Annotated in this window: 16 protein-coding genes; 9 read left to right on the forward strand and 7 right to left on the reverse strand. The window is 70.4% G+C overall.

What is annotated here, in order from left to right:
• The first annotated feature begins 12 nt into the window (after positions 1 to 12).
• Both lepB and QHF89_RS16015 read left to right on the forward strand, forming a co-directional pair.
• Complete coding sequence (gene lepB, locus QHF89_RS16010; protein ID WP_136968707.1) at positions 13 to 1,485, forward strand: signal peptidase I; 1,473 nt, start codon at positions 13 to 15, stop codon at positions 1,483 to 1,485.
• A 71-nt stretch (positions 1,486 to 1,556) separates the two neighbouring features.
• Positions 1,557 to 2,756 (forward strand): zinc-binding dehydrogenase, encoded by a 1,200-nt coding sequence (locus QHF89_RS16015; RefSeq protein WP_284720545.1) that lies wholly within the window; start codon positions 1,557 to 1,559, stop codon positions 2,754 to 2,756.
• A gap of 55 nt (positions 2,757 to 2,811) precedes the next feature.
• Here the strand turns inward: QHF89_RS16015 and kbl are convergent, their stop codons facing one another.
• On the reverse strand, positions 2,812 to 4,020 hold the full coding sequence (gene kbl, locus QHF89_RS16020; protein WP_136968706.1) for a glycine C-acetyltransferase: 1,209 nt from the start codon (positions 4,018 to 4,020) through the stop codon (positions 2,812 to 2,814).
• A 261-nt stretch (positions 4,021 to 4,281) separates the two neighbouring features.
• On the opposite strand from kbl, the gene QHF89_RS16025 reads away from it, so the two are divergent.
• Together QHF89_RS16025 and QHF89_RS16030 are read left to right on the forward strand one after the other, a co-directional pair.
• The gene (locus tag QHF89_RS16025) at positions 4,282 to 5,364 is read left to right on the forward strand and encodes an SMP-30/gluconolactonase/LRE family protein (protein WP_136968705.1); all 1,083 of its coding nucleotides are present in this window, start codon (positions 4,282 to 4,284) and stop codon (positions 5,362 to 5,364) included.
• A gap of 34 nt (positions 5,365 to 5,398) precedes the next feature.
• Positions 5,399 to 6,805 (forward strand): DUF4331 domain-containing protein, encoded by a 1,407-nt coding sequence (locus QHF89_RS16030; RefSeq protein ID WP_136968704.1) that lies wholly within the window; start codon positions 5,399 to 5,401, stop codon positions 6,803 to 6,805.
• A 75-nt stretch (positions 6,806 to 6,880) separates the two neighbouring features.
• Here QHF89_RS16030 and QHF89_RS16035 read toward each other — a convergent pair whose 3' ends face one another.
• Positions 6,881 to 7,687, reverse strand: a complete 807-nt coding sequence (locus QHF89_RS16035; RefSeq protein WP_136968703.1) for a hypothetical protein — start codon at positions 7,685 to 7,687, stop codon at positions 6,881 to 6,883.
• An 81-nt stretch (positions 7,688 to 7,768) separates the two neighbouring features.
• Here QHF89_RS16035 and QHF89_RS16040 point away from each other — a divergent pair, with 81 nt between their 5' ends.
• The gene (locus tag QHF89_RS16040) at positions 7,769 to 8,362 is read left to right on the forward strand and encodes a hypothetical protein (RefSeq protein WP_136968702.1); all 594 of its coding nucleotides are present in this window, start codon (positions 7,769 to 7,771) and stop codon (positions 8,360 to 8,362) included.
• A 17-nt stretch (positions 8,363 to 8,379) separates the two neighbouring features.
• Here QHF89_RS16040 and QHF89_RS16045 read toward each other — a convergent pair whose 3' ends face one another.
• The gene (locus tag QHF89_RS16045) at positions 8,380 to 9,342 is read right to left on the reverse strand and encodes a hypothetical protein (RefSeq protein WP_136968701.1); all 963 of its coding nucleotides are present in this window, start codon (positions 9,340 to 9,342) and stop codon (positions 8,380 to 8,382) included.
• A gap of 105 nt (positions 9,343 to 9,447) precedes the next feature.
• Between QHF89_RS16045 and QHF89_RS16050 the strand changes: the two genes are divergently transcribed.
• Together QHF89_RS16050 and QHF89_RS16055 are read left to right on the forward strand one after the other, a co-directional pair.
• Positions 9,448 to 10,821: a tetratricopeptide repeat protein gene (locus tag QHF89_RS16050; protein ID WP_284720546.1), complete on the forward strand. Its 1,374-nt coding sequence runs from the start codon at positions 9,448 to 9,450 to the stop codon at positions 10,819 to 10,821.
• 3 nt (positions 10,822 to 10,824) lie between these two features.
• Positions 10,825 to 11,943: a HupE/UreJ family protein gene (locus tag QHF89_RS16055; protein WP_136968700.1), complete on the forward strand. Its 1,119-nt coding sequence runs from the start codon at positions 10,825 to 10,827 to the stop codon at positions 11,941 to 11,943.
• 3 nt (positions 11,944 to 11,946) lie between these two features.
• Here QHF89_RS16055 and QHF89_RS16060 read toward each other — a convergent pair whose 3' ends face one another.
• From QHF89_RS16060 to QHF89_RS16070, 3 genes are all read right to left on the reverse strand, one after another.
• A complete protein-coding gene (locus tag QHF89_RS16060) occupies positions 11,947 to 12,231 on the reverse strand; it encodes a hypothetical protein (protein WP_284720547.1) in 285 nt (94 codons plus the stop codon).
• Between the two features lie 23 nt (positions 12,232 to 12,254).
• Entirely contained in the window at positions 12,255 to 12,953 is a 699-nt protein-coding gene (locus tag QHF89_RS16065) for a hypothetical protein (protein ID WP_136968699.1), read from the reverse strand.
• A gap of 112 nt (positions 12,954 to 13,065) precedes the next feature.
• Positions 13,066 to 14,127: a polysaccharide deacetylase family protein gene (locus QHF89_RS16070; RefSeq protein WP_284720548.1), complete on the reverse strand. Its 1,062-nt coding sequence runs from the start codon at positions 14,125 to 14,127 to the stop codon at positions 13,066 to 13,068.
• Positions 14,128 to 14,277: 150 nt separating this feature from the next.
• On the opposite strand from QHF89_RS16070, the gene QHF89_RS16075 reads away from it, so the two are divergent.
• Positions 14,278 to 16,902: a serine/threonine protein kinase gene (locus QHF89_RS16075; RefSeq protein ID WP_284720549.1), complete on the forward strand. Its 2,625-nt coding sequence runs from the start codon at positions 14,278 to 14,280 to the stop codon at positions 16,900 to 16,902.
• Here QHF89_RS16075 and QHF89_RS16080 read toward each other — a convergent pair.
• On the reverse strand, positions 16,899 to 17,570 hold the full coding sequence (locus tag QHF89_RS16080; protein WP_136968697.1) for a ComF family protein: 672 nt from the start codon (positions 17,568 to 17,570) through the stop codon (positions 16,899 to 16,901). The two genes, QHF89_RS16075 and QHF89_RS16080, sit on opposite strands and share 4 nt — an antisense overlap.
• A 198-nt stretch (positions 17,571 to 17,768) precedes the next feature.
• On the opposite strand from QHF89_RS16080, the gene QHF89_RS16085 reads away from it, so the two are divergent.
• Positions 17,769 to 18,950: DUF4339 domain-containing protein (locus QHF89_RS16085; RefSeq protein WP_284720550.1), on the forward strand; the 1,182-nt coding region annotated here is incomplete at its 3' end.

Consider the following 18,950-nt stretch of genomic DNA (forward strand, 5'->3'; position numbering starts at 1 on the left):
AAGGCTAACCCCTTGGCAACCACGCCGGATGAACGGTCTCCCGAGAGCTCGCCCGCCCTCGCCAAAGAAGGCGGCGCGACGGAGGGATCCGACCCGTCCCCCTCCCACCGGCCGAACACGGGCAGCGCCGGACCGACCTGGCTCCGCGGACTTTTCTACGCGATCTGGATCGTCACGCTCCCGTTTGTCCTGGCCATTCTCGCCGTCTGGCTGCTGACCCCGGCGCCCGGGGACGTCTCGGCCGGAGGCCTGCGCGTCTTCGTCGCGGAGCAGCAGATTCCAGCGGGCATCGTGCTCTTCACGATCTTCGCGATGCTCGCGTGGCACTACCGCTACGAGCTCCCGCTCTCGAGCGCGATCGGCGTCGGACGCAAGGACATCCCGCCGCAAGCGCGGGCGCGGTACGAGGAGGCGCAGGCGCTCGTCGACGAGGCGCGGCGTATCCTCAAGCAGAACGCGCGCGATGTGGTCAAGGGGCTCCGGGCCGCCGAGCGCGAGCGCCTCGACGAGGCCATCAGCGGCCTTGAAAAGGTGATGAACGCCGAGACGTTCGACCTCGCGGAGTTCGACACGGCGCACGCGCGGGCCGACCGCGCGGTCGGCGAGCACCTGTCGCGCTGGCGCAAGGGCGAGATGCGCGAGTACGCCGAGTCGATCGGCGTGGCGGTGGCGGTCGCGCTCATCCTGCGGGCGTTCGTGATCGAGGCCTTCAAGATCCCGAGCGGCTCGATGATCCCGAGCCTGATGATCGGCGATCACATCTTCGTGAACAAATTGACCTACGGCCCGCTGATCCCGTGGACGGAGAAGCGGCTCTTCTCGAGCCTGCCGCCCACGCGCGGGGACGTGATGGTCTTCAAGTTCCCGGAGAACAAGGAGCAAGACTTCATCAAGCGGGTGATCGCGGCTCCCGGCGATACGCTGGAGGCGATCAACGGCCGCCCGATCATCAACGGCTGGCTCGTGCCGCACTGCTACGTGGGGCGCTACGGGAACGACGGCTGGCTCTACGTGGAGTTCCTGGAGGACAAGTCGTACCTCACGCTCTTCGCGCACGACGACATGCACCCGAACGGCCCCGACGAACCCACGTGCAAGGGGCAAGAAGAGTGCGGGATCGGGCAGTCGTGCAAGGCAGGGATCTGCGGCCATCTCCAGGGCTCACCGACGCCGTTCAAGGTCAACGCGAACGAGGTGTGGGTGATGGGCGACAACCGCTACAACAGCCACGACTCGCGGAGCTGGCGCGGCGGGCTCGGCGCGGGCGTGCCCTTCGAGAACATCAAGGGCCGCGCGATGTTCGTGTGGATGAGCTTCGCGCCGGGTGGCGGTATCGCGCAGGACAGGCTCTTCGTGAACGTGATGGGCCGTCCGAAGCTCCCTGGCGGGCTCGACGCTTCGCTGCAAGCGGGCCTCGACAAGTGCATGCGCGAGCGCCCGCCCGTCTCGCAGACGACGCCTCCGCCTGGTCGCAAGCTGCGTTAACCCAACGCGTCAAGCAGGCTTCGATCGCCTTGGGACTTGCGTAGCGTCGTACCGCGACGACACTGGCCGACGTGTCTTTCGAGGAGGCGCACAACGTGAGCGACGCGATGCAGGCCCTGACATACGACCGCGAGACGGATCCGTGGGAAAACTCCACGGGCCTGCGCAAGACCGAGGTGGAGAAGCCGCGCATCGACGAGACGAGCGACTACCACGACCGGTCGCAGGTGCTCATCAAGCCGATCATGACCGGCTTCTGCGGCTCGGACCGCGGCATCTGGTTCCGCTCGGCCTTCAAGGACATGATCTTCAAGTCGCTCGAGCGCGACAAGAAGTCGTCGCGCGTGATCGGGCACGAGCTGCTCGGCCGCGTGGTGGAGCTCGGCACGGACGCGAAGCGGCAATACGGGCTCGAAGTGGGCGACGTCGTGACGACGGAGAGCCACATCCCCTGCGGCGTTTGTTACCAGTGCCGCATCGGCGACACGCATGTCTGCGCCGACGACAAGATCATCGGCATCAGCGAGGACGGCTGCTTCGCCGAGCTCGTGAAGCTGCCGGCGAAGAACCTGTGGCGGACGGACATCACGAAGATCCGGCCGGAGGTCGCGGCGATCCAGGAGCCGTTCGGCAACGCGGTGCACGCGTGCACGAAGGTGAACCTGCGCGGCAAGCGCGTGGCGATCGTCGGCTGCGGGACGATCGGCCTCTTTGCAGTCGCGGTCGCGCGGGCGATGGGCGCGAACTACATCATCGGCGTCGAGCCGATGGAGAGCCACGCGGAGATGGCGCGGCGGCTCGGCGCGGACGTGGTGCTCCGGCCGCAGCTCCAGAACGGTTCGAAGGACAAGCCGCACAAGAGCGATCCGGAGCTGACGGAGCGCATCCGGAAGCTGACGGACGGCGTCGGCGTGGACGTGGCCCTCGAAATGAGCGGCGTGAACTCCAGCGTGAACAACGCGATCCACGCGGTTCGTCGCGGCGGTGACGTGATCCTGTTCGGCCTGAAGAGCGGCGACGCGGTGATCGAGAACTTCGATCGGCTGATCGTCGACGGCATCAGCCTGCACAGCGTGATCGGGCGCCGGATCTTCGAGACCTGGCACATCACGCGGCATCTCCTGGAGTCGCGGGATCCGAACATCCACGACCTCATCTGGGAGGTCATCCTCAAGCGCGGCGAGGGGACGATGTTCGACTTCCGCGAATACGACGCGGGCGACTTCCAGAAGGCGATCACGACCTATCCGAAGGTCGTCATCCGCTACTGATTCGACCCTTCACCCCCTCTCCCCGCGGGGAGAGGGGGCAGGGGGTGAGGGGAGCTCAGGCCACGACGCCGAGCTTTTTCCCCACGCGGGTAAACGCCTCGATAGCCTGCTCCACGTGCTCGGGCGTGTGCGCGGCGCTGAGCTGCACGCGGATGCGGGCCTCGCCCTTCGGCACCACCGGGTACGAGAAGCCGATCACGTAAATGCCTTCCTCCAGCATCGCGGCGGCCAGGTCCGCGGCGAGGCGCGCGTCGCCCAGCATGATCGGCACGATCGGGTGGATGCCCGGCTTGATGGTGAAGCCCGCCGCCGTCATGCCCTCGCGGAAGCGGCGCGCGTTCGACATCAGCCGCTCGCGCAGCGCTGGCTCTCGTTCGAGCAGCGCGAAGACCGCGATCGAGGCGCCCGCGATCGGCGGCGCGACCGTGTTCGAGAACAGGTACGGGCGCGAGCGCTGGCGGAGCAGGTCGATGATCTCGCGCCGGCCCGTGGTGAAGCCGCCGCTCGCGCCGCCGAGGGCCTTGCCGAGCGTGGAGGTCATCACGTCGATGCGGTGCAGGACGCCACACTCCTCGGGCGTGCCGCGGCCCGTCGGCCCGATGAAGCCCGTCGCGTGCGAGTCGTCGACCATCACCATCGCGCGGTACTTGTCCGCGAGATCGCAGACGACATCGAGCTTCGCGAGGTAGCCGTCCATCGAGAAGACGCCGTCGGTCGCGATCATGCGGATGCGCTTGTCCTGCGTCTTGCGCAGCGCCTCTTCGAGCGCGGCCATGTCGCCGTTCGCGTAGCGGTGGCGCTCGGCCTTGCAGAGGCGGATGCCGTCGATGATCGAGGCGTGGTTCAGCGCATCCGAGATGATCGCGTCTTCCTCGCCGAGCAGCGTCTCGAAGAGCCCGCCGTTCGCGTCGAAGCATGACGAGTAGAGGATCGTGTCGTCGGTGCCGAAGAAGCGGCTGATGGTGCCTTCGAGCTGCTTGTGCAGGTCCTGCGTGCCGCAGATGAAGCGGACGCTGGAGAGGCCGAAGCCGTGCGTGTCGATGGCGTGTTTGGCCGCCTCGATCACCGCGGGGTGCGAGGAGAGGCCGAGGTAGTTGTTGGCGCAGAAGTTCAGGACCTCGCGCGGCAGAGCGCCCGACGGGCCGCCGCTCGTGCGGATGCTCGCGCCCTGCGGCGTGGTGATGACGCGCTCGTCCTTGTAGAGGCCGGCCGAACGTATCTCGCTGAGGGTTTGGGCGTAGATGGACTTCGCGACGTCGAACATGGCGCGCGCAGTCTAGATCGAGGGTCGTTCGTGGTCGATGCCCGCGACCTCGCTCACGAGATCGAGCCATTTCACGAATAACGCGCAGAACGCGCGCAACCGCGGCCACTGCTCGGGCGTAGCCCGCGAACCCCGATAAAGGGGTATCGCGGGTCGAACCACGCATCCTCCACGCAGCGGCGCGTGACACTCACTTAATCGATCGTGGCACGCGCTGCAAGCGCGGCGGCTGGGTGGGGAGGTCCATTTGAAGGAGGAAGCATGAGGGAAACGAGGCATCACCGCCTCCTGCGCCCCATCGCCGTGACCGGCTTGCTTTTCGTCGCCATCGCCGCGCAGGGTTGCAGCGACGAACCGCCGCCCGGAAACACGACGACGTCGTCGAGCTCGTCCAGCAGCGGGACGGGGGGCACGGGGGGGATGGGAGGCACCGGTGGCATGGGTGGCACCGGCGGCAGCGGCGGTTCGGGCGATTTTGCCGTCTCCACCGCTTCGAATCACGCGTCGTTCCAGCGCCCGTTCGACGCGACCCCGGATCCGGCGGGCAACGACGTATATTTCACGGGGCTCGACGCGAACGGCGAGCCGGCCCTTTTCAAGGCGAAGGGCGACAACTCCGCGCCTCCGACGGCGCTCCACGCGGGCGCTCCGCTCGTGGCGCCGTTCAACCTCGCGACGAGCACCGACGGCGGCAAGCTCTTCGTCGCGGATGTGGGCGCCGAGGATCCCGTCGGGGATCGCGGCCGCATCTTCACGATCGCCAATGACGGCGGCGCGTTGACCGGGCTCACGGCGGCAGACGCGTATCGGCCGCGTGGCCTCGAGATTCGCGACGAGGGCGGCAAGGACGTCATTTATTTCGCCGGCACCGATCCGCAGGGCGTGCCCGGCATTTTCAAGCTCGCCGCGGATGGAAGCGGCAGCGTGTCCACCGTCATCAAGGGCAATCCGTTCCAGGATCCCAGCGGCGTGGCCATTTCCGTCGAAGGCACGGTGTACGCCTGCGATACCGTGCAGGGCGACGGGCTCGGCAGCATCTTCGCCGTCGCGCCGAATGGCACGGCGACGGTGATCCTTTCGGGGGTTCGCGTGGGGTATCCCTGCGGCGTCGCGCTCATGAACGGCGACCAGACCCTGCTCGTCTCCGCGCTCGAAACGGAGAAGCAGACCGACGTCGTGATCTCCGTGGATCTCGCGACGAACGCGCCGACGTACCTGTCGCAGGACATCGACACGTTCACCGAGGCCGCGGGTCTGCATCGCGCGAAAAAGGGCGGCAATACGTTCGCCTTCGTCGATAGCACGGCCAAGGGCGGGACCGTGTTCCGCGTGACGTTCCCGTGAGCGCCAGAGGGCAAAACAAGGAGTTGGTCTCATCATGATGAAGCGAATGACGTGGACGAGCGCTGCCCTCGCGGCACTCACGATTCTCGGGACGGCGGGCACGGCGATGGCTTCGAGCCACGCCGAGGCGCCGGGCATCGGCGAGGACCCCCGCGCCGACAACACCGATCTGTATGCCTGGGTCGAGGGCGGGAACCTCGTGATTCTGGCGAACTACATCCCCCTCGAAGAGCCCGCCGCCGGCCCGAACTTCCACAAGTTCTCGGACGACGTGCTCTACGAGATCCACATCGCGCGGGGCCCGAGCAGCCTCAATGACGCGCTGACCTACCAGATCCGCTTCAAGTCGACGGCGTACCCCTACGTCGATCCGGCGAACCTGGCGGCGCCCGTCGGCGGCGGCAAGGAGTTCTTTTCGCAGCTCTCCGGCGCGACGCAGACGTATTCGGTGACGAAGCTCGTCAATGGCGCCAACCCGACGGTCGTCGTGAACGACGCGCCGGTCGCCCCGCCGAACGTCGGTCCGCGGACGAACACGCTCGCCTATCAGATTCCGGCGGGCAAGACGTACGAGCAGTTCTTCGTGGACGAGAGCGCGACGTCCGTCGTGCGCAACCTCAATGCCGGCGAGGGCCGCGTCTTCGCGGGCCCGCGTGACGACGGCTTCGGCGTGGACCTCGGCGCGATCTTTGATCTCGCCGGCCTCGAGACCGTGCTCGGCGGCACGCCGTACGACAACGTGTCGGGCTACAACGTGCACACGATCGCCCTGGAAATCCCGCTCGCGGTGGCGAACGGCGGCGCGGCCGTCGTCCCCGGCACGGCGAACGACAACCAGACGATCGGCGTGTGGGCCTCGGCGAGCCGCCGCAAGACCCGCATTCTGCGCAAGAAGGAATCGGCGGACGGCTTTGGCCCGTGGGTCCAGGTCTCGCGCCTCGGCCTGCCGCTCATCAACGAGGCGGTGATCGGCATTCAGGACAAGGACAAGTACAACCGGACGCACCCGAAGGACGACGTGGCGAATTTCGGCGCGTACATCCTGAACCCGGTGATCGTGCGCGACGCCGAGTTCGCGGGCTTCTACATGGCCGGCGGCCCGCTCGCGGCCTGCCCGGGGGGGCCGGCGGGCCTCAAGTCGAACCGCACGGACATCATCGACACCATCAGCCTGAACGGCATGTTCGGGCACAACATCACGGCGATCGGCGACGTGCTGCGCGTCGATCTCGGCATTCCCTCGCAGTTCCCGAACGGCCGCAAGGTCAACAAGGGCACGAACAAGGAAGAGGACGTGACCGACATCGAGCTGAGCCTCTTGCTCTGCAAGCTCGCGGCGAACGTGCCCGACGGCGTGGATACGAACGACGCGACGTTCAAAAACGGGTTCCCGTACCTCGCGCCGCCCTGGGAGGGGTCGACGCGCGGCAAGGGCGAGTGATCGCCGCGCCTCCATCGTAACGGGTTGCCATGGAAAGCCCTGCCTCGGCGGGGCTTTCCGCTTTTTGGGGGCGACTCAGGGCGCGGGCGGCGTGAGGCGTGTTCCCGGGGGCAACCCCCGCATCGTGGGGTCGTCGAGGTATTTCTGCACGTACGCGCGCTTCGACGCGAGGACGTCTTTCAGCGCGGGCGAGGCGCTCGCCGCGATTTCGTCGAGCGCGCGCGCCAAGAACTCGGCCGTGTGGGGCACGGTGAGGGTTTGCCCGCGGAGGATTTCGATTCTCTCGGCGTCCGTGGGCGCCGCGCGGAGCGCCTCGATGACGATCAGCTCGGGCATGACGTCCGTCACGAGGCGCTGCACGACCTGCAAGCGGCGCATGCCCTCGCCGCCGTCGAAGGCCGCGCGCAGGGCATTCTCGGTGTCGTCGTACGAGACGACGATCCAGGGCTCGCCGACCTTGGGCGGCGGCGAGACACGAAGGCCCTCGTTCGCAAGGTCGAAGCCCGAGACGTGCCGAATGGACAACCGCGGGCCGAGCCGATCGGGGTGATCGAGCGGCGGGAGGTCGCTGAGCGCCGCGACGTACGCGACGAACGCGGGGGATGTGGCGCGGGCGAGCGCCGCGTCGACGTGCGCTTGGGAGAGGCGCGCGGGAAGGCCGCCGCTCGGTCCGATAGCCGTGCGGAGGGTGATCCTGCGGCTGCCGCTGCCGAAGATGGCGACCGCGACGAGGAGCAGGGTCGCGGCGACGGCGGCGGGGATCCGGAGGCGACCGAGGCGCGCGGCGATGTGCGGGCGGGAGACGGCGACGACGAGCGCCACGAGCCCGAGCACGGCGACATAAAAACCCAGGAAATGGCCGCCCGACATGCTCCCGCTCATCGGAGGGCCTCAGCGCCCGGTGGAGGCGGACATTTCGCCTGCGGGACGGTCGGGATACGATGGACTCTGGTGGAGGTGCGCATGGCCAGTCGCTGGGTGACAGGGTGCTTCGTGATCACGTGTCTCGGCGCCTTCGGGGTCGGGTGCGTGGATCCGGGGCGAGAGGACCGGGCGCTCGCCGAGATCGACGCCGTGCGGCGGGAGTCCGCCGCGCGGGAGGCGCAGATCCGCGTGCTGGAGGAGCGGCAAGTCGCCTTCACGCAGCAGATGGCCATGGTGATGGCCATGGCGCAAGCGAGCTATGGCCGCGACGCGCGCAGGGACCGGGACGACGAGCGCGACGGGCGGATCGCCGAGATGTCCGCCCGGCTGGCGCGCGTCGAGGGCATGGTGTCGCGGATCCACGCGAACGAGGTGCCGGCCGAGGCCGACATCGCGGGGGCGCGCCGGGCGGCGGAGCAAGGCTCGGCCGAGGAGCGAGCGGCCGCGGTGCGCAAGGTGCAAGCGCTGCTCGACTCGGGCCAGGTGAAGGTCACGGTGCGCGGGGGAAAGGTGCAGCTCTCGCTGCTGCGCCCGATCGACGGGAAGGATCCATATACGGGCAAGGACGCGCCGCCGCCGAAGCCCGCGACGCCGCCGCCGCAAATGGATGCGGACATGCTTCAGTGGCGCTGAGCGAACGCGCTCGTTCGTCACAACATGCGGCACTTCATCCCACACGTGCCGCCCTTGCCCGCGTCGCCGCGCAGGCAACCGCCGCGGCACTCGACGTCACGCTCGCACGCGGCGCCTTCTTCCTTCGGCGAGGCGCATTGTCCTTTCTCGCAGCGGAGCCCGGCGGCGCAGGTGAGCTTGCAGGTTTGCCCCTCGCCGGGGAGCGCGCCTGCGCGGCATTTGCCGTCGTCGCAGACCTTGCCCGCGCCGCACTCGATGTCGAGCTTGCATGCGCCGCCCTCGGCCACGAGCTCGCGGCAGCGGCGCTGCGCGCAGTAGCCCGAGCACTCGGGGTGGCGCGCCTCGAACGTGTCCTGCCGCGTGAGCGCCGCGAGCGTGTCGACCGAGACGCCGCACGGAAAGCCCATCGGCAGCGGCTTGCGACACGTGCCCGTGTCTGTCGGTCCCACGCCGAGGCAGCGGAGCCCGTCGCCGCATTCGAGCGACGATCGGCACGGTTTGTCCTCCGCGAGCGTGCCACGCACGAGGCCGTCACACGCGGCGGGCAGCGGCGCGCCCGTCGGCCCGACCCACGCGCATCCCTCGTGCGCTTTCTCCATTGCGCCGATGCACGCATCGACGCCGGCCGCGTCCACGGTGACGGCCTTTTCCCGCAGCGCGTAGCTCAACGTGCGCGTGCATTCGGCGGCGAGCGAGAAGCCGGGCGCGTGTCCGCAGCACGTCGCCCGGCGCTTCGTGGCAACGCCGTGCAGCGCCTCGCAGAGCTTCTCGGCGAGGGGATCGGGCGGATCGTTGGTCTTCGGATACACGGGCCGCACCTCGTCGTCAGGCGTCGACGTGTTCGCGGCGGGCGCGCTCGCGCTCGGCGCCGCGGAGGCGGGCGCGCTCGCGGAGGGCGTGGCCCCGGACCCCGCGTCCTTCCCGCACGTGCAGCCGCCGAACACCCCGAAAACGAAGAGCAGAAGGAAAGCGGGCCGCATGCGTAGCCATCGCATCGCAGACACGGTCCCCGCACAGCAAGGCCTTTTTTTGATACGTTTTCGCGGGGCCGGAGAGGCCCGTCGCGCGTAGCGCGTGAAGCCATCGTGCCCCCGAGCGAGCGTATCTCCCGAACCCCGAGCCGGCGTGCCCTCGCCGCCCTGCTCGTCCTCGTGATCCCCGCCTGCAACAAGGCCGCGCAGGACACGCCCACCGCGTCGATCCCATCGGCTGCGGCCGCTCCGTCGGCGTCCGTGGCGCCGCCCGCGCAGGACGAAGCCACGCGGACGACGCGCGCGCTCGCCCTGCAAAAACCGAGCGGATCGAGCACGGTCGACAAGGAGATCGAGATCCTCGTGCGGCGCATCGAGAAGACGCCCGAGCCGATCGATCCGTGGATCCTGCTCGGGCGCGCGTGGGTCCGGAAGGCGCGGTACGAGGCGGATCCGGGCTACTACTTGAACGCGGGGGCGGTCGCGGATCTCGTGCTCGGCCGCGAGCCGAAGAACCGGCCGGCGCGGAACCTGCGCGCGGCGGTGCTGCTGGAGAGCCACGCGTTCGTCGAGGCGAAGGACCTCGCCGAGCAGATCCTCGCCGACGATCCGGACGATCTGCTCGCGCTCGGCACGAAGGCCGACGCGGAGCTCGAGCTCGGCGCGTTCGACGCGGCGCTCTCGACCGCGCAGCGGCTGATGGATCTCAAGCCGAGCCTGCCGGCCTACGGGCGCGCGGGCCTCTTGCGCTGGCTGCAGGGAGATCCCGCGGCCGCGAAGAAGAACTACCGCGCGGCGATGGACGCGAGTGACCCGCGGGATCCCGAGCCGTTCGCGTGGGTGCTCGTGGAGGCAGCAAAAGTCTTCTGGCACGAGGGTGACGTCGACGGCGCGGACAAAGGCTTCGATCGCGCGCTCAGCGCCGTCGCGGAGTACCCGCCTGCGCTCGTGGGCAAGGCGCGCGTGGCGCTCGCGAAGGGCGATGCGAAGCGCGCCGCCGAGCTCGCCGCGCGCGCGTTTGCGAAGGGCCCGCTCTGCGAGACGGCGTGGTTGCTCGGCGACGCGCGGAAGGCCGCGGGCGACGAGAAGGGCGCGGCGGAGGCGTACAAGCGCGTCGCGGAGATCGGCCGCGCGACGGACAAGCGCACGCTCGCGGCGTTCCTCGCGGCGAAGGACAAGGATCCCGACGAGGCGCTCGCGCTCATCCGCGAGGAGATAAAGGCGCGCAAGGGCATCCACACGACCGACGTCCTCGCGTGGGCGCTCTATCGAAAGGGCGATTTCGCCGCCGCGCGCAAGGAGAGCGACGCGGCCCGCGCACACGGCACGCGCGAGCCCGTGCTGCTCTTCCACGCGGGCGCGATCCGCATCGCGCAGGGCGAGAAAAAAGAGGGCGAAAAGCTCGTCCGCGAGGCGCTCGCCATGAACCCGCACTTCGAACCGAACGCCGCGGCCGAGGCGAAAAAGCTCCTCGGCGAGGGAGGCTAGCGCGTGCGTCTTCGCGCCCTGTTCGCCGCGCTGCTCACGTGTTTCGGCGCGCTCCTCGTGCTCCTGCCGCGGGTCGCCTCGGCCCATCAGGTGGGGTTGTCCCGGGGCGACTACAAGATCAGCGGCGCGACGATCACCGCGGAGCTCGTCTTCGCGCGGCGCGAGGTGCTCTCGCTCGTCCGGAGCCTGGACGAGGACGGCGACGGCGCGATTTCACCCACAGAGATCCAGCACGCCCGCGCGGCGCTCGGTCGCGCGGTGGTCGATCGCGTCTCCGTGCGCGCCGGCGAGGGCGTTTGCCCGGGGATGCTCGACGACGCGTTCCTCGTGGAAGAAGACGGGTTTTCCCTGCGCGCCGTCTACCGCTGCCCCACGCCTCCCCGCGCGGTGCGCGTGCGCCTCGACGTGCTCGACGAGCTCCCGTACGGCCACCGCCACGTCGCGCGCGCGGACATGGGCGCCGGGCCCACCGAGCACGTGCTCTTCGGCGCGAACCGCGAGCTCGGGATCGCCGGATTGCCCGGCGGCGGCGAAGCCCCCGCGGCGCCAAAAGCCGAGCCCAAAAACGATGGCTTCTTCGGCTTCTTCCGGATGGGCATCGAGCACATCCTGTTTGGCTACGACCACCTCGTTTTCCTCTTCGGCCTCGTGCTCGTCGGCGGCCGCCTGCGCGCGCTCTTGCTCGTCGTCACGGCGTTCACGGTGGCGCATTCGATCACGCTCGGGCTCGCCGTGCTCGGGATCTGGGCGCCGAGCGGGCGGATCGTCGAGCCTGTCATCGCGCTCTCCGTCGCGTACGTCGGCGTCGAGAACCAGCTCGTGAAGGACGCCGAGAAGCGCTGGCGCATCACGTTCCCGTTTGGCCTCGTGCACGGCTTCGGGTTCGCGGGCGCGCTCGGGGAAATCGCGCTCCCCAGGCCGCAGATCCCGGGCGCGCTCGTCGCGTTCAACCTGGGCGTCGAGGCCGGTCAGCTCGCGGTGCTCGCCGTCGTGGTGCCGCTGCTCGTCGTGGCGCAGAAGCGCAAATGGCTCGAGAAGCGCGGCGTGAAGATATTGAGCCTCGGCATCGCCGCGCTCGGGCTCGTGTGGTTCGTCCTCCGCATCTTGGACGCGGAGGGCTGAACGTCAGCGTTTCGGATCGTCCGCGATCGGCGCGGGGATCGAGATGCGGGGCGGAGGTGGGACGAAGGGGCGGGGCACGCGGATCGAGGCGGCGACCTGCGCGACCTCGGGGAACATCTTGCCGATCCCCTCGACGAACGCCGCGCGGCTCGCGTCGTCGGGCGACCGCGCCGAGGCCCCGGCCGTCGCGAGCGCGGCCGAGAGCTCGTAATACCAGGCCGAAAGAGATGCGTGCGCCTCCAGGAGATCCCGGAGCGTCTCCTCCGACACGATGACGTTTTTACCCATACCCGCGCAGCATAACCCACGCCTCAACCAGGCAGCCAGAGCAGGCCTTCCATGATGGGTTCGAGGCAACTCACGACCTGCGAGCCGACGTCGCCGCACGAGAGGTTTTTCAGGCAAACCTCGAATGCCACGCGGCCGCGACGGTTCATCGCGCCGACGGCGCGCTCGAGGTGCGGCGCGAGGCCGTTGCCGAGCTCGCCCCGGCACTCGTCGTACGTGGCCTCGCCGCACCGGGCCATCCGCCCGCAGATCGCGGTGACATACGGCGTGATCTCCTCGCCCTTCACCACCACCGCGTCGAGCGCGGACGAGCCGCAGCGGCTCACCTCGGCCGCGTAGGCGCTCGTGAAGGGATCTCCGTCGAACTTGTCGAGCGCGGCGCGCGAGCAGCTCGCCGTGCGTCGCAGCATCTCCGGCGACGCCATCGTCTTCGCCTGGAAGCACTCGTCCCGGCTCGGCCAGCGATCGTTATCGCCCGTCGCGCGGTGGTAGAGCGCTTCGAGGTACTCGCACCAGATCTGCTGCGCGGCGCGCTCGTCCGCCGCCTCCACGACGGCCGGGTCTTCCGTGGTTCCCGCGACCTTCACGATGTTCGGATTGGCCGAGCGGGCCCGACTTCCCTTCGGCGCCGCGCCACAACCGGCGACCGCGAATGCGGCGGAGGCCGCGGCGAGCGAAAGCAGAGCAGCCCCGAGGGAGCGACGACGGAGTTTGCGTGACACGAGCCACCTGACCTTCCCGGGCGGAAGCCCACGGGCGAGAGGGGCAAACACCGGGCCTCGGCGATGGGCAGATTCGAGCCGCTGACGCGAGGATGTCCGGGGTGAAAGGCGCTTAGGGCCCTGCGATCAGCAGCGCTTTGAACATCGCGCCTTCGAGCTCCGGGCCCATCGCGATGCGGGGGATGTTGAGCAAGTCCGCTCGTTCGCGCACACACACGCCCGTCGCATTCGTGAAGCCGAGGTCGAAGCCTGCGTCGCGCGCGACACGCACGAAGGGCCCCTGGACCTGGTGCCCGACGGGATAGGCCACGGTGCGCACGTCTTGCTCGAGCACGTCGGAGAGCACGCGGCGGGATCGATGGAGATCGGAGAGCGCCTCCTCGGGCGTCATCGTGGCGATCACGCGGTGCTCATGAGAATGCGAGGCGACGCTCATCCCCGCGTCCGCGAGCGCCCGGACGTCGCGGAAGCCCATGATGGTGCGCGCCGCGATCGCGCGCTCCTCTGCGGGGTCGAGCGTGACGTCCGCGGCGCGCGAGAGCTCGTCGAAGAAGCGCGCGAGATCGAGCCCCGGCGTGCGCTTGACGAGGCTGAGCAGGAGGCGCTTGGCGCCGACGGGATCGCGGCCGAGGTCGAGCACGATCGGGTACGGGTACGCGAGCGCGAGCGTGTGCTTCTGGCAGCGCCCGAGGAGCAGCGCGATGCGATCCCACCAGAAGATTCGCCCCGCATCGGGGTAGGCCGTGGGCACGAAGAACGTCGCCGTCGCGCCAGCCGTCTTCAGGATGGGCAGGGCGACATCGTGGCAATCGCGGTAGCCGTCGTCGAACGCCAGCATCACCGCGTTCGAGGGCAGCGGCCCGCCCAGGAGGAAGCGCCGCACGTCGGGCAGCGACACGAGCGCGCCGTGCTGCTTCACCACCTTGATCTGCTCGGAGAGCCCATGCGCGTCGGTCTCGCGCACGTCGCCGTCGAGCTCTCCCACCTCCGCGGCGTCGGTGATCCGGTGGTACGTCAGCACCATGAGGGATCGCGTCGTGAGCTTCGCCCGCAGCGAGAGCATCCGATCCAGGATCCCCAGGGAGTCGAACGCGCGCGCGAGCCGCGCACGCTTGGAAGGCCGCGCCGTCGGGCGCACCGGTTTGAGGCGCATCTTGTTGATGTAGTTGAGCACACTTTTGACGATGTGCTCGTGCCTACGATCGCCTTCGTTTCGACCGATTTTTCCACCGGTGACGTTCCGGCGCTGGGCCGGCGAACAGGATCCGCCGACAGCGTGCCTGCGATTTGGGGAAGAGGACTCGGCTCCGGTATGATCGCGCCAATGTTCCCGAGTGAGCCCGTTCCCGAGCGTATCGGGGCGTACAAAGTGCTCCGAAGGTTGTCCGGAGCGGGCTCGGCGGACGTGTACGTCGGACGCATGGAAGGCCCGATGGGCTTCTCGCGTCTCTGCACGCTGAAGCTCGTCCGGAACACGATCGAGGGAGACGCGCATTTCGGCGAGGAGCTCGTGCGCGAGGCGGCGATTTGCGCCGTGCTGAACCATCCGTCGATCCAGCGGATGTTCGACTTCTTCGAGCACGACAAGCACCTCGTGCTGGTGCTGGAGCACGTGGAGGGCGTGACGCTCGACCGGCTGCAAGACGTGCTCGGGCGGAACAAGTCGAGGCTCGACGACAGGACGATCGCGTTCCTCGGCCGCGCGCTCGGCGGCGCGCTCGCGCACGCGCACGCGGCGAAGGACGAGGAGGGGACGCCGACGCCCGTGATCCACCGGACGATGCACCCCGAGAACGTGCTCATCGGCTGGGACGGGCACGTGCGGCTGACGGGGTTCGGGCTGGGGAAGATCCTCGGGCGAAGCCCGGACACGGTGGCGTTCGTGATCAAAGGCGCGCCGGGGTTCATGGCGCCGGAGCAAGCGCGCGGCGAGCGCGTGACGCCGAAGGCGGACGTGTACGGGCTCGCGGTCCTGCTCTGGTCGCTCTACGCGGGCGCGAAGCCGCCCGAGGTGGGCACGCGGCCCATGCCGCTCGCGGTGCTGCGGTCGGATCTGCCGAAGGAGCTGACGAGCGCGATCGACGGGGCGCTGGAGCCGTCCCCGGACAAACGCAAGGTGTCGTGTCAGGATCTCGAGCGCGTCCTGAACAAGGCGCCGGGGATCGAGCTCGGGCAGAAGGACCTCGAAGAGAAGGTCGCGCCGCTCAAGGGGCCGCGAACGAAAGCGACGGAGGGAGACGGTCCGCGCAAGCGCGTGCCGCTCGAATCGGTGCGGCCCGCGAAGCCGCCGCCGTCGAGCAAGCAGAGGCTCTCGGTGCCGCCGCCTTCGCGGCCGCCGGGCTCGGTCCCGCCGGTGCGTTTGTCCGAGCGGCCCGCCGACCCAGGGGATGCCGCGCCGGCCTCGGTGTACCCGCTGCTCCGGGCCCTGGCCGAGCGCGTGCCGGGCCCGCCGAGGCTGCCGCTCGCGGTGGTCGAGGCCGAGGCCGACGTGCAGCCGGAGGCGCCCACGGTGCGACCGGCGCAGGCCCAGGCGCGCGCGGCGCGAGGGCCGTCGAAGCCGTCGATCGCGGCGCCGCTCGGAGCCGTGGTGCCCGAGGGCGAGTGGAAGGAGTCGGTGCCGGACGAGGAGCTCTTCGACCAGCTCTTCAACGACGCGACCTCGCGTTCGGGCATCAGCCTGACGGCGATGGGTATCGGCGCCGAGGAGCGGGAGAAGGCCGCGCTGGCGATCACCGAACCTGATCAGATCCCGGCGCGAAAAGACAGGGTGACGCCTCCTCCACCCCAGACCACGCCCAGCGCGGGCAAGGTGATGCCTCCTCCGGCCAAGCTCATGACCGGTCCGGAGAAGGTCATCCCGTCGGCGCCGAGGATCACGAGCGGCGCGGACAAAGTCGTCCCCGGTCCATCCAAGATCACGTCCGGCGCGGGGAAGTTCACGCCCATTCCTCCCCCGCTCAAGCCCGGAGCGGGCAAAGGTGACGCCTCACCTATCGATTTCGGGTTCACGGCGCCCAAGGACGTGCCCCCGCCTGCCGATTTCAGGTTCGGGGCACCCAAGGACGTGCCCCCGACCTTGCCGGAGGTGCTCGATCCCGCGGCCGCATCGAAGGTGGGGAACAAGCGATTGGAGCTCGCGGACACGGTGATGGCGCTGAAGACGGCGCCCTCCCCCGGGGCGCCGCCCGCGGCGTTGCCCGCGTTTGCGCCGCCGCCCGTGCCCCCGGCCGCCACGAAGCCGCCCGCGATGGCCCCGCCCCCGGCCGCCACGAAGCCGCTCGCGATGGCCCCGCCGCCGATGCCGGCGATCGCCGCGCCGCCGGTGCCGCCTCGGTTCGGCACGCCCACGGCGACGCCCGCGCTGGCCGCCGTGTCCGCGCCCATCATGCCTGCCGCGCCCGCGGCCGTCTCCGCCGCCAGCTCCACGGCCGATCCCGTCGTCGCGTCCGCGCAACCGGCGAGCCGCAAGAAGCATCCGCCGCCCGTCGCGCTGGCGATCGCCGGGGGCGCGGTCGCGTTGATCACCGCGGGGGCCGTCGTGCTCTTGACCGGCGGCTCGGATCCGAACGCGAATCCGAGCGCCGGCGCGTCGGCCTCGTCCTCGGCCAAGCCTGCCCTCGCGGGGCCCGAGACGGGCCCGACCGAAACCGCCGTGGCGCCGACGTCCACCGCGCCCGCCGCGCCTCCCGCGGGATACGGCCTCCTCACGGTGGCCTTCCCGTCGGAAGGAAACGTGTACGTCAGCGGCAAGAAGCTCGGCCACACGAACGAGGCGTTCCAGGCGCCGTGCGGGAGCAAGTTCGTGCGCGTGTCGAGTACGGCCGAGGGGAAGTATCCGGAGTGGCTCTCGGCCGGGGAGACGGTGCTCGTGCCGTGTCAGGAGACGCTTCGGATCGAGGTCGTCCCAGGTAGGCCGGCGCCGCAGGTGCCGCGCAAGAAGAGGCGCTAGCCGTCGCCGGCGCGGGCGACGCACGACGTGATCACGTCACGCGCGCCCGCCTCGACGAGCGCGTCGCGGCAAGCCGAGAGCGTGGCGCCGGTCGTGGCCACGTCGTCGACGAGCAGCACCCGGCGGCCCTGCACGGCGCGTGGGGAGCGCGCCACGAAGGCCCGCGCGACGTTCGTGTGTCGCTCGGCGCGGCCGAGGGCCGCCTGCTGCGTGGTGTCGCGAAGCCGCAGGAGCGCGCGCGCCGCGAGGGGCACGTCGAGCTCGTCGGCGGCTGCATGCGCGAGCAGCGCGGCCTGGTTGTAGCCGCGCTCCGCGAGTTTTCGTGGGTGCAACGGAACCGGCACGACGAGGTCCACCTCCGGCGCTTCCTCGCGCACGAGCCCGCGCAAGAGATGGCCGAGCGGGCGTCCGAGATCGGGGCGCTCCCCGTACTTGAACCGCCGCAGCGCAGCCGCGACGGCGCCGCCGTAGGCCGCGAACGCGAGCGGCGCGCCGGGCTCGTTCGCGGTCCGGTGCACGCTCGCGGCGCAGGGCGAGCAAAAGACGCGGTCGCGGCGCACGGGCGCATCGCAGGCCGCGCACGCCGGGGGGCTGAGCGTGTCGAGGAGGGCGCAGGCGAGCGCGCGCGCGGCGAGGGACACGAGGAGGAAGGGACGCACGTGGGGCATGACGGAACATCGACGCGAGCGCCCCGCAGTTGCGGGGGGGCGAACGAAATTCTGCGCAACGTCGCAGGGGTCGCTGTACGATTCGCGCGAGGTGCTCGCCCGACACGAACCCGATCCGCGCACGACCTGCACGTTGCTCGCGCTTGGAGGCTACGCTCGGACAAGCCGAGCTACGCCCCCAAACCCCCGGAGGCACGCGTGACCAGCCGCGACGAGTGGCGCTGGACCGACGAGCAAGGCGTGCAGCGGCTCGTGCGAACCGAGGAGCTGCGGGAAGCCATCGCGACCCGCGTGCTGCCGCCGTCCGTCCTCGTCTGGCGCGAGGGCATGGACGCGTGGGTTCCCGCCTTCACGGTGCCCGAATTCGCCGACGCCACGCCCACCACGCAGGAGCCGCGGCAGGAAGCCTCCGCCCTCTCGCCGTCTCGCTTCGGCGCCGCGTTGCCCGAGAAGCGCGGCCAGATGGGCACGTTGCTCGGGCTCACGGGCCCCGGCGCGCCGCAAAAGGGCGCCGAAGGCGCGCCGATCGTGGTGCCCTCGGGAGGAGGCACCGACGCCGCGCCCCCGGGCGCCGCGCCGATCACGTTGCGGCCCGAATACGGCGGCGCCGCGTTCGAAGCCGCGCTCCCCCGAAGCCCGAACGCGTCGCCCGAGCCGCCGGCCGCCGTGCGTCCGCCCCCGCCCGTCGGACCGCCCGTGCCGGGCCCCGTCGCCGACGCGGCCGCGCGGCGTTCTCCGACGAGCACGAGCGCCGTCGACCAGCTCTGGGGCAACGTCAACGACGACGAGACGACCAACGTTGGCGACCTCGCCCCGCCCGCCGCGAAGCCGCCGAAAGAGACGACGGCCGCGGCGCTGCCGAAGCCCGCGATGGTCGCGCCCCGCGCCGCGGAGAGCCCCGCGAAGCCGCCCCACGTGGTGCCCAAATCGAGCCCACCGCCGCCCGGCGCCGCGCCCGCCAAGCCCGCCGAGGGCCCGCGCGGCAAGGCCGGCGCGAGCGCGGAGAACACGGCGGTCGGCCTCGCGCCGAAGCCCCTCGGCCCGAAGACGTCCGAGTACTCGACGGTGGGGCCGAGCCCGATGCGCGCGCCGTCGAAGGTGTTCACGAAGCCCACGGAGCCGGCCGCGCGCCCCGCGGTGTCGCCGACCCTCCCGCGGCCGGTCGTGGACAAGTCCGCGGACAAGCCCTCGGCCATCCTGCGCCCGTCGGCCCTGCTCAAGCCCGCGCCCGTTCCACGCGCCGGCGCCGCGCCGGGCACGTCGACCGGGAAGGCCTCGCCAAGCGCGCCGCCGCCCGCGCCGATCGAGCCTCCCGCCGCGCAACCGCCGGCCGATTCGCCTGCGGCCGCCGCGGCTCGGCCGCTCGCCGCGACCGAGCCG

Source organism: Polyangium sorediatum, assembly GCF_029946465.1.
In the GTDB taxonomy this organism is placed as follows: domain Bacteria; phylum Myxococcota_A; class Polyangia; order Polyangiales; family Polyangiaceae; genus Polyangium; species Polyangium fumosum.

Excerpts from the sequence above, each read along its gene's own strand:
- kbl (WP_136968706.1), bottom strand. The coding sequence starts at position 4,020 with ATGTTCGACGTCGCGAAGTCCATCTACGCCCAAACCCTCAGCGAGATA.
- QHF89_RS16025 (WP_136968705.1), top strand. The coding sequence starts at position 4,282 with ATGAGGGAAACGAGGCATCACCGCCTCCTGCGCCCCATCGCCGTGACC.
- QHF89_RS16030 (WP_136968704.1), top strand. The coding sequence starts at position 5,399 with ATGATGAAGCGAATGACGTGGACGAGCGCTGCCCTCGCGGCACTCACG.
- QHF89_RS16035 (WP_136968703.1), bottom strand. The coding sequence starts at position 7,687 with ATGAGCGGGAGCATGTCGGGCGGCCATTTCCTGGGTTTTTATGTCGCC.
- QHF89_RS16040 (WP_136968702.1), top strand. The coding sequence starts at position 7,769 with ATGGCCAGTCGCTGGGTGACAGGGTGCTTCGTGATCACGTGTCTCGGC.
- QHF89_RS16045 (WP_136968701.1), bottom strand. The coding sequence starts at position 9,342 with ATGCGGCCCGCTTTCCTTCTGCTCTTCGTTTTCGGGGTGTTCGGCGGC.
- QHF89_RS16060 (WP_284720547.1), bottom strand. The coding sequence starts at position 12,231 with ATGGGTAAAAACGTCATCGTGTCGGAGGAGACGCTCCGGGATCTCCTG.
- QHF89_RS16075 (WP_284720549.1), top strand. The coding sequence starts at position 14,278 with ATGTTCCCGAGTGAGCCCGTTCCCGAGCGTATCGGGGCGTACAAAGTG.
- QHF89_RS16080 (WP_136968697.1), bottom strand. The coding sequence starts at position 17,570 with ATGCCCCACGTGCGTCCCTTCCTCCTCGTGTCCCTCGCCGCGCGCGCG.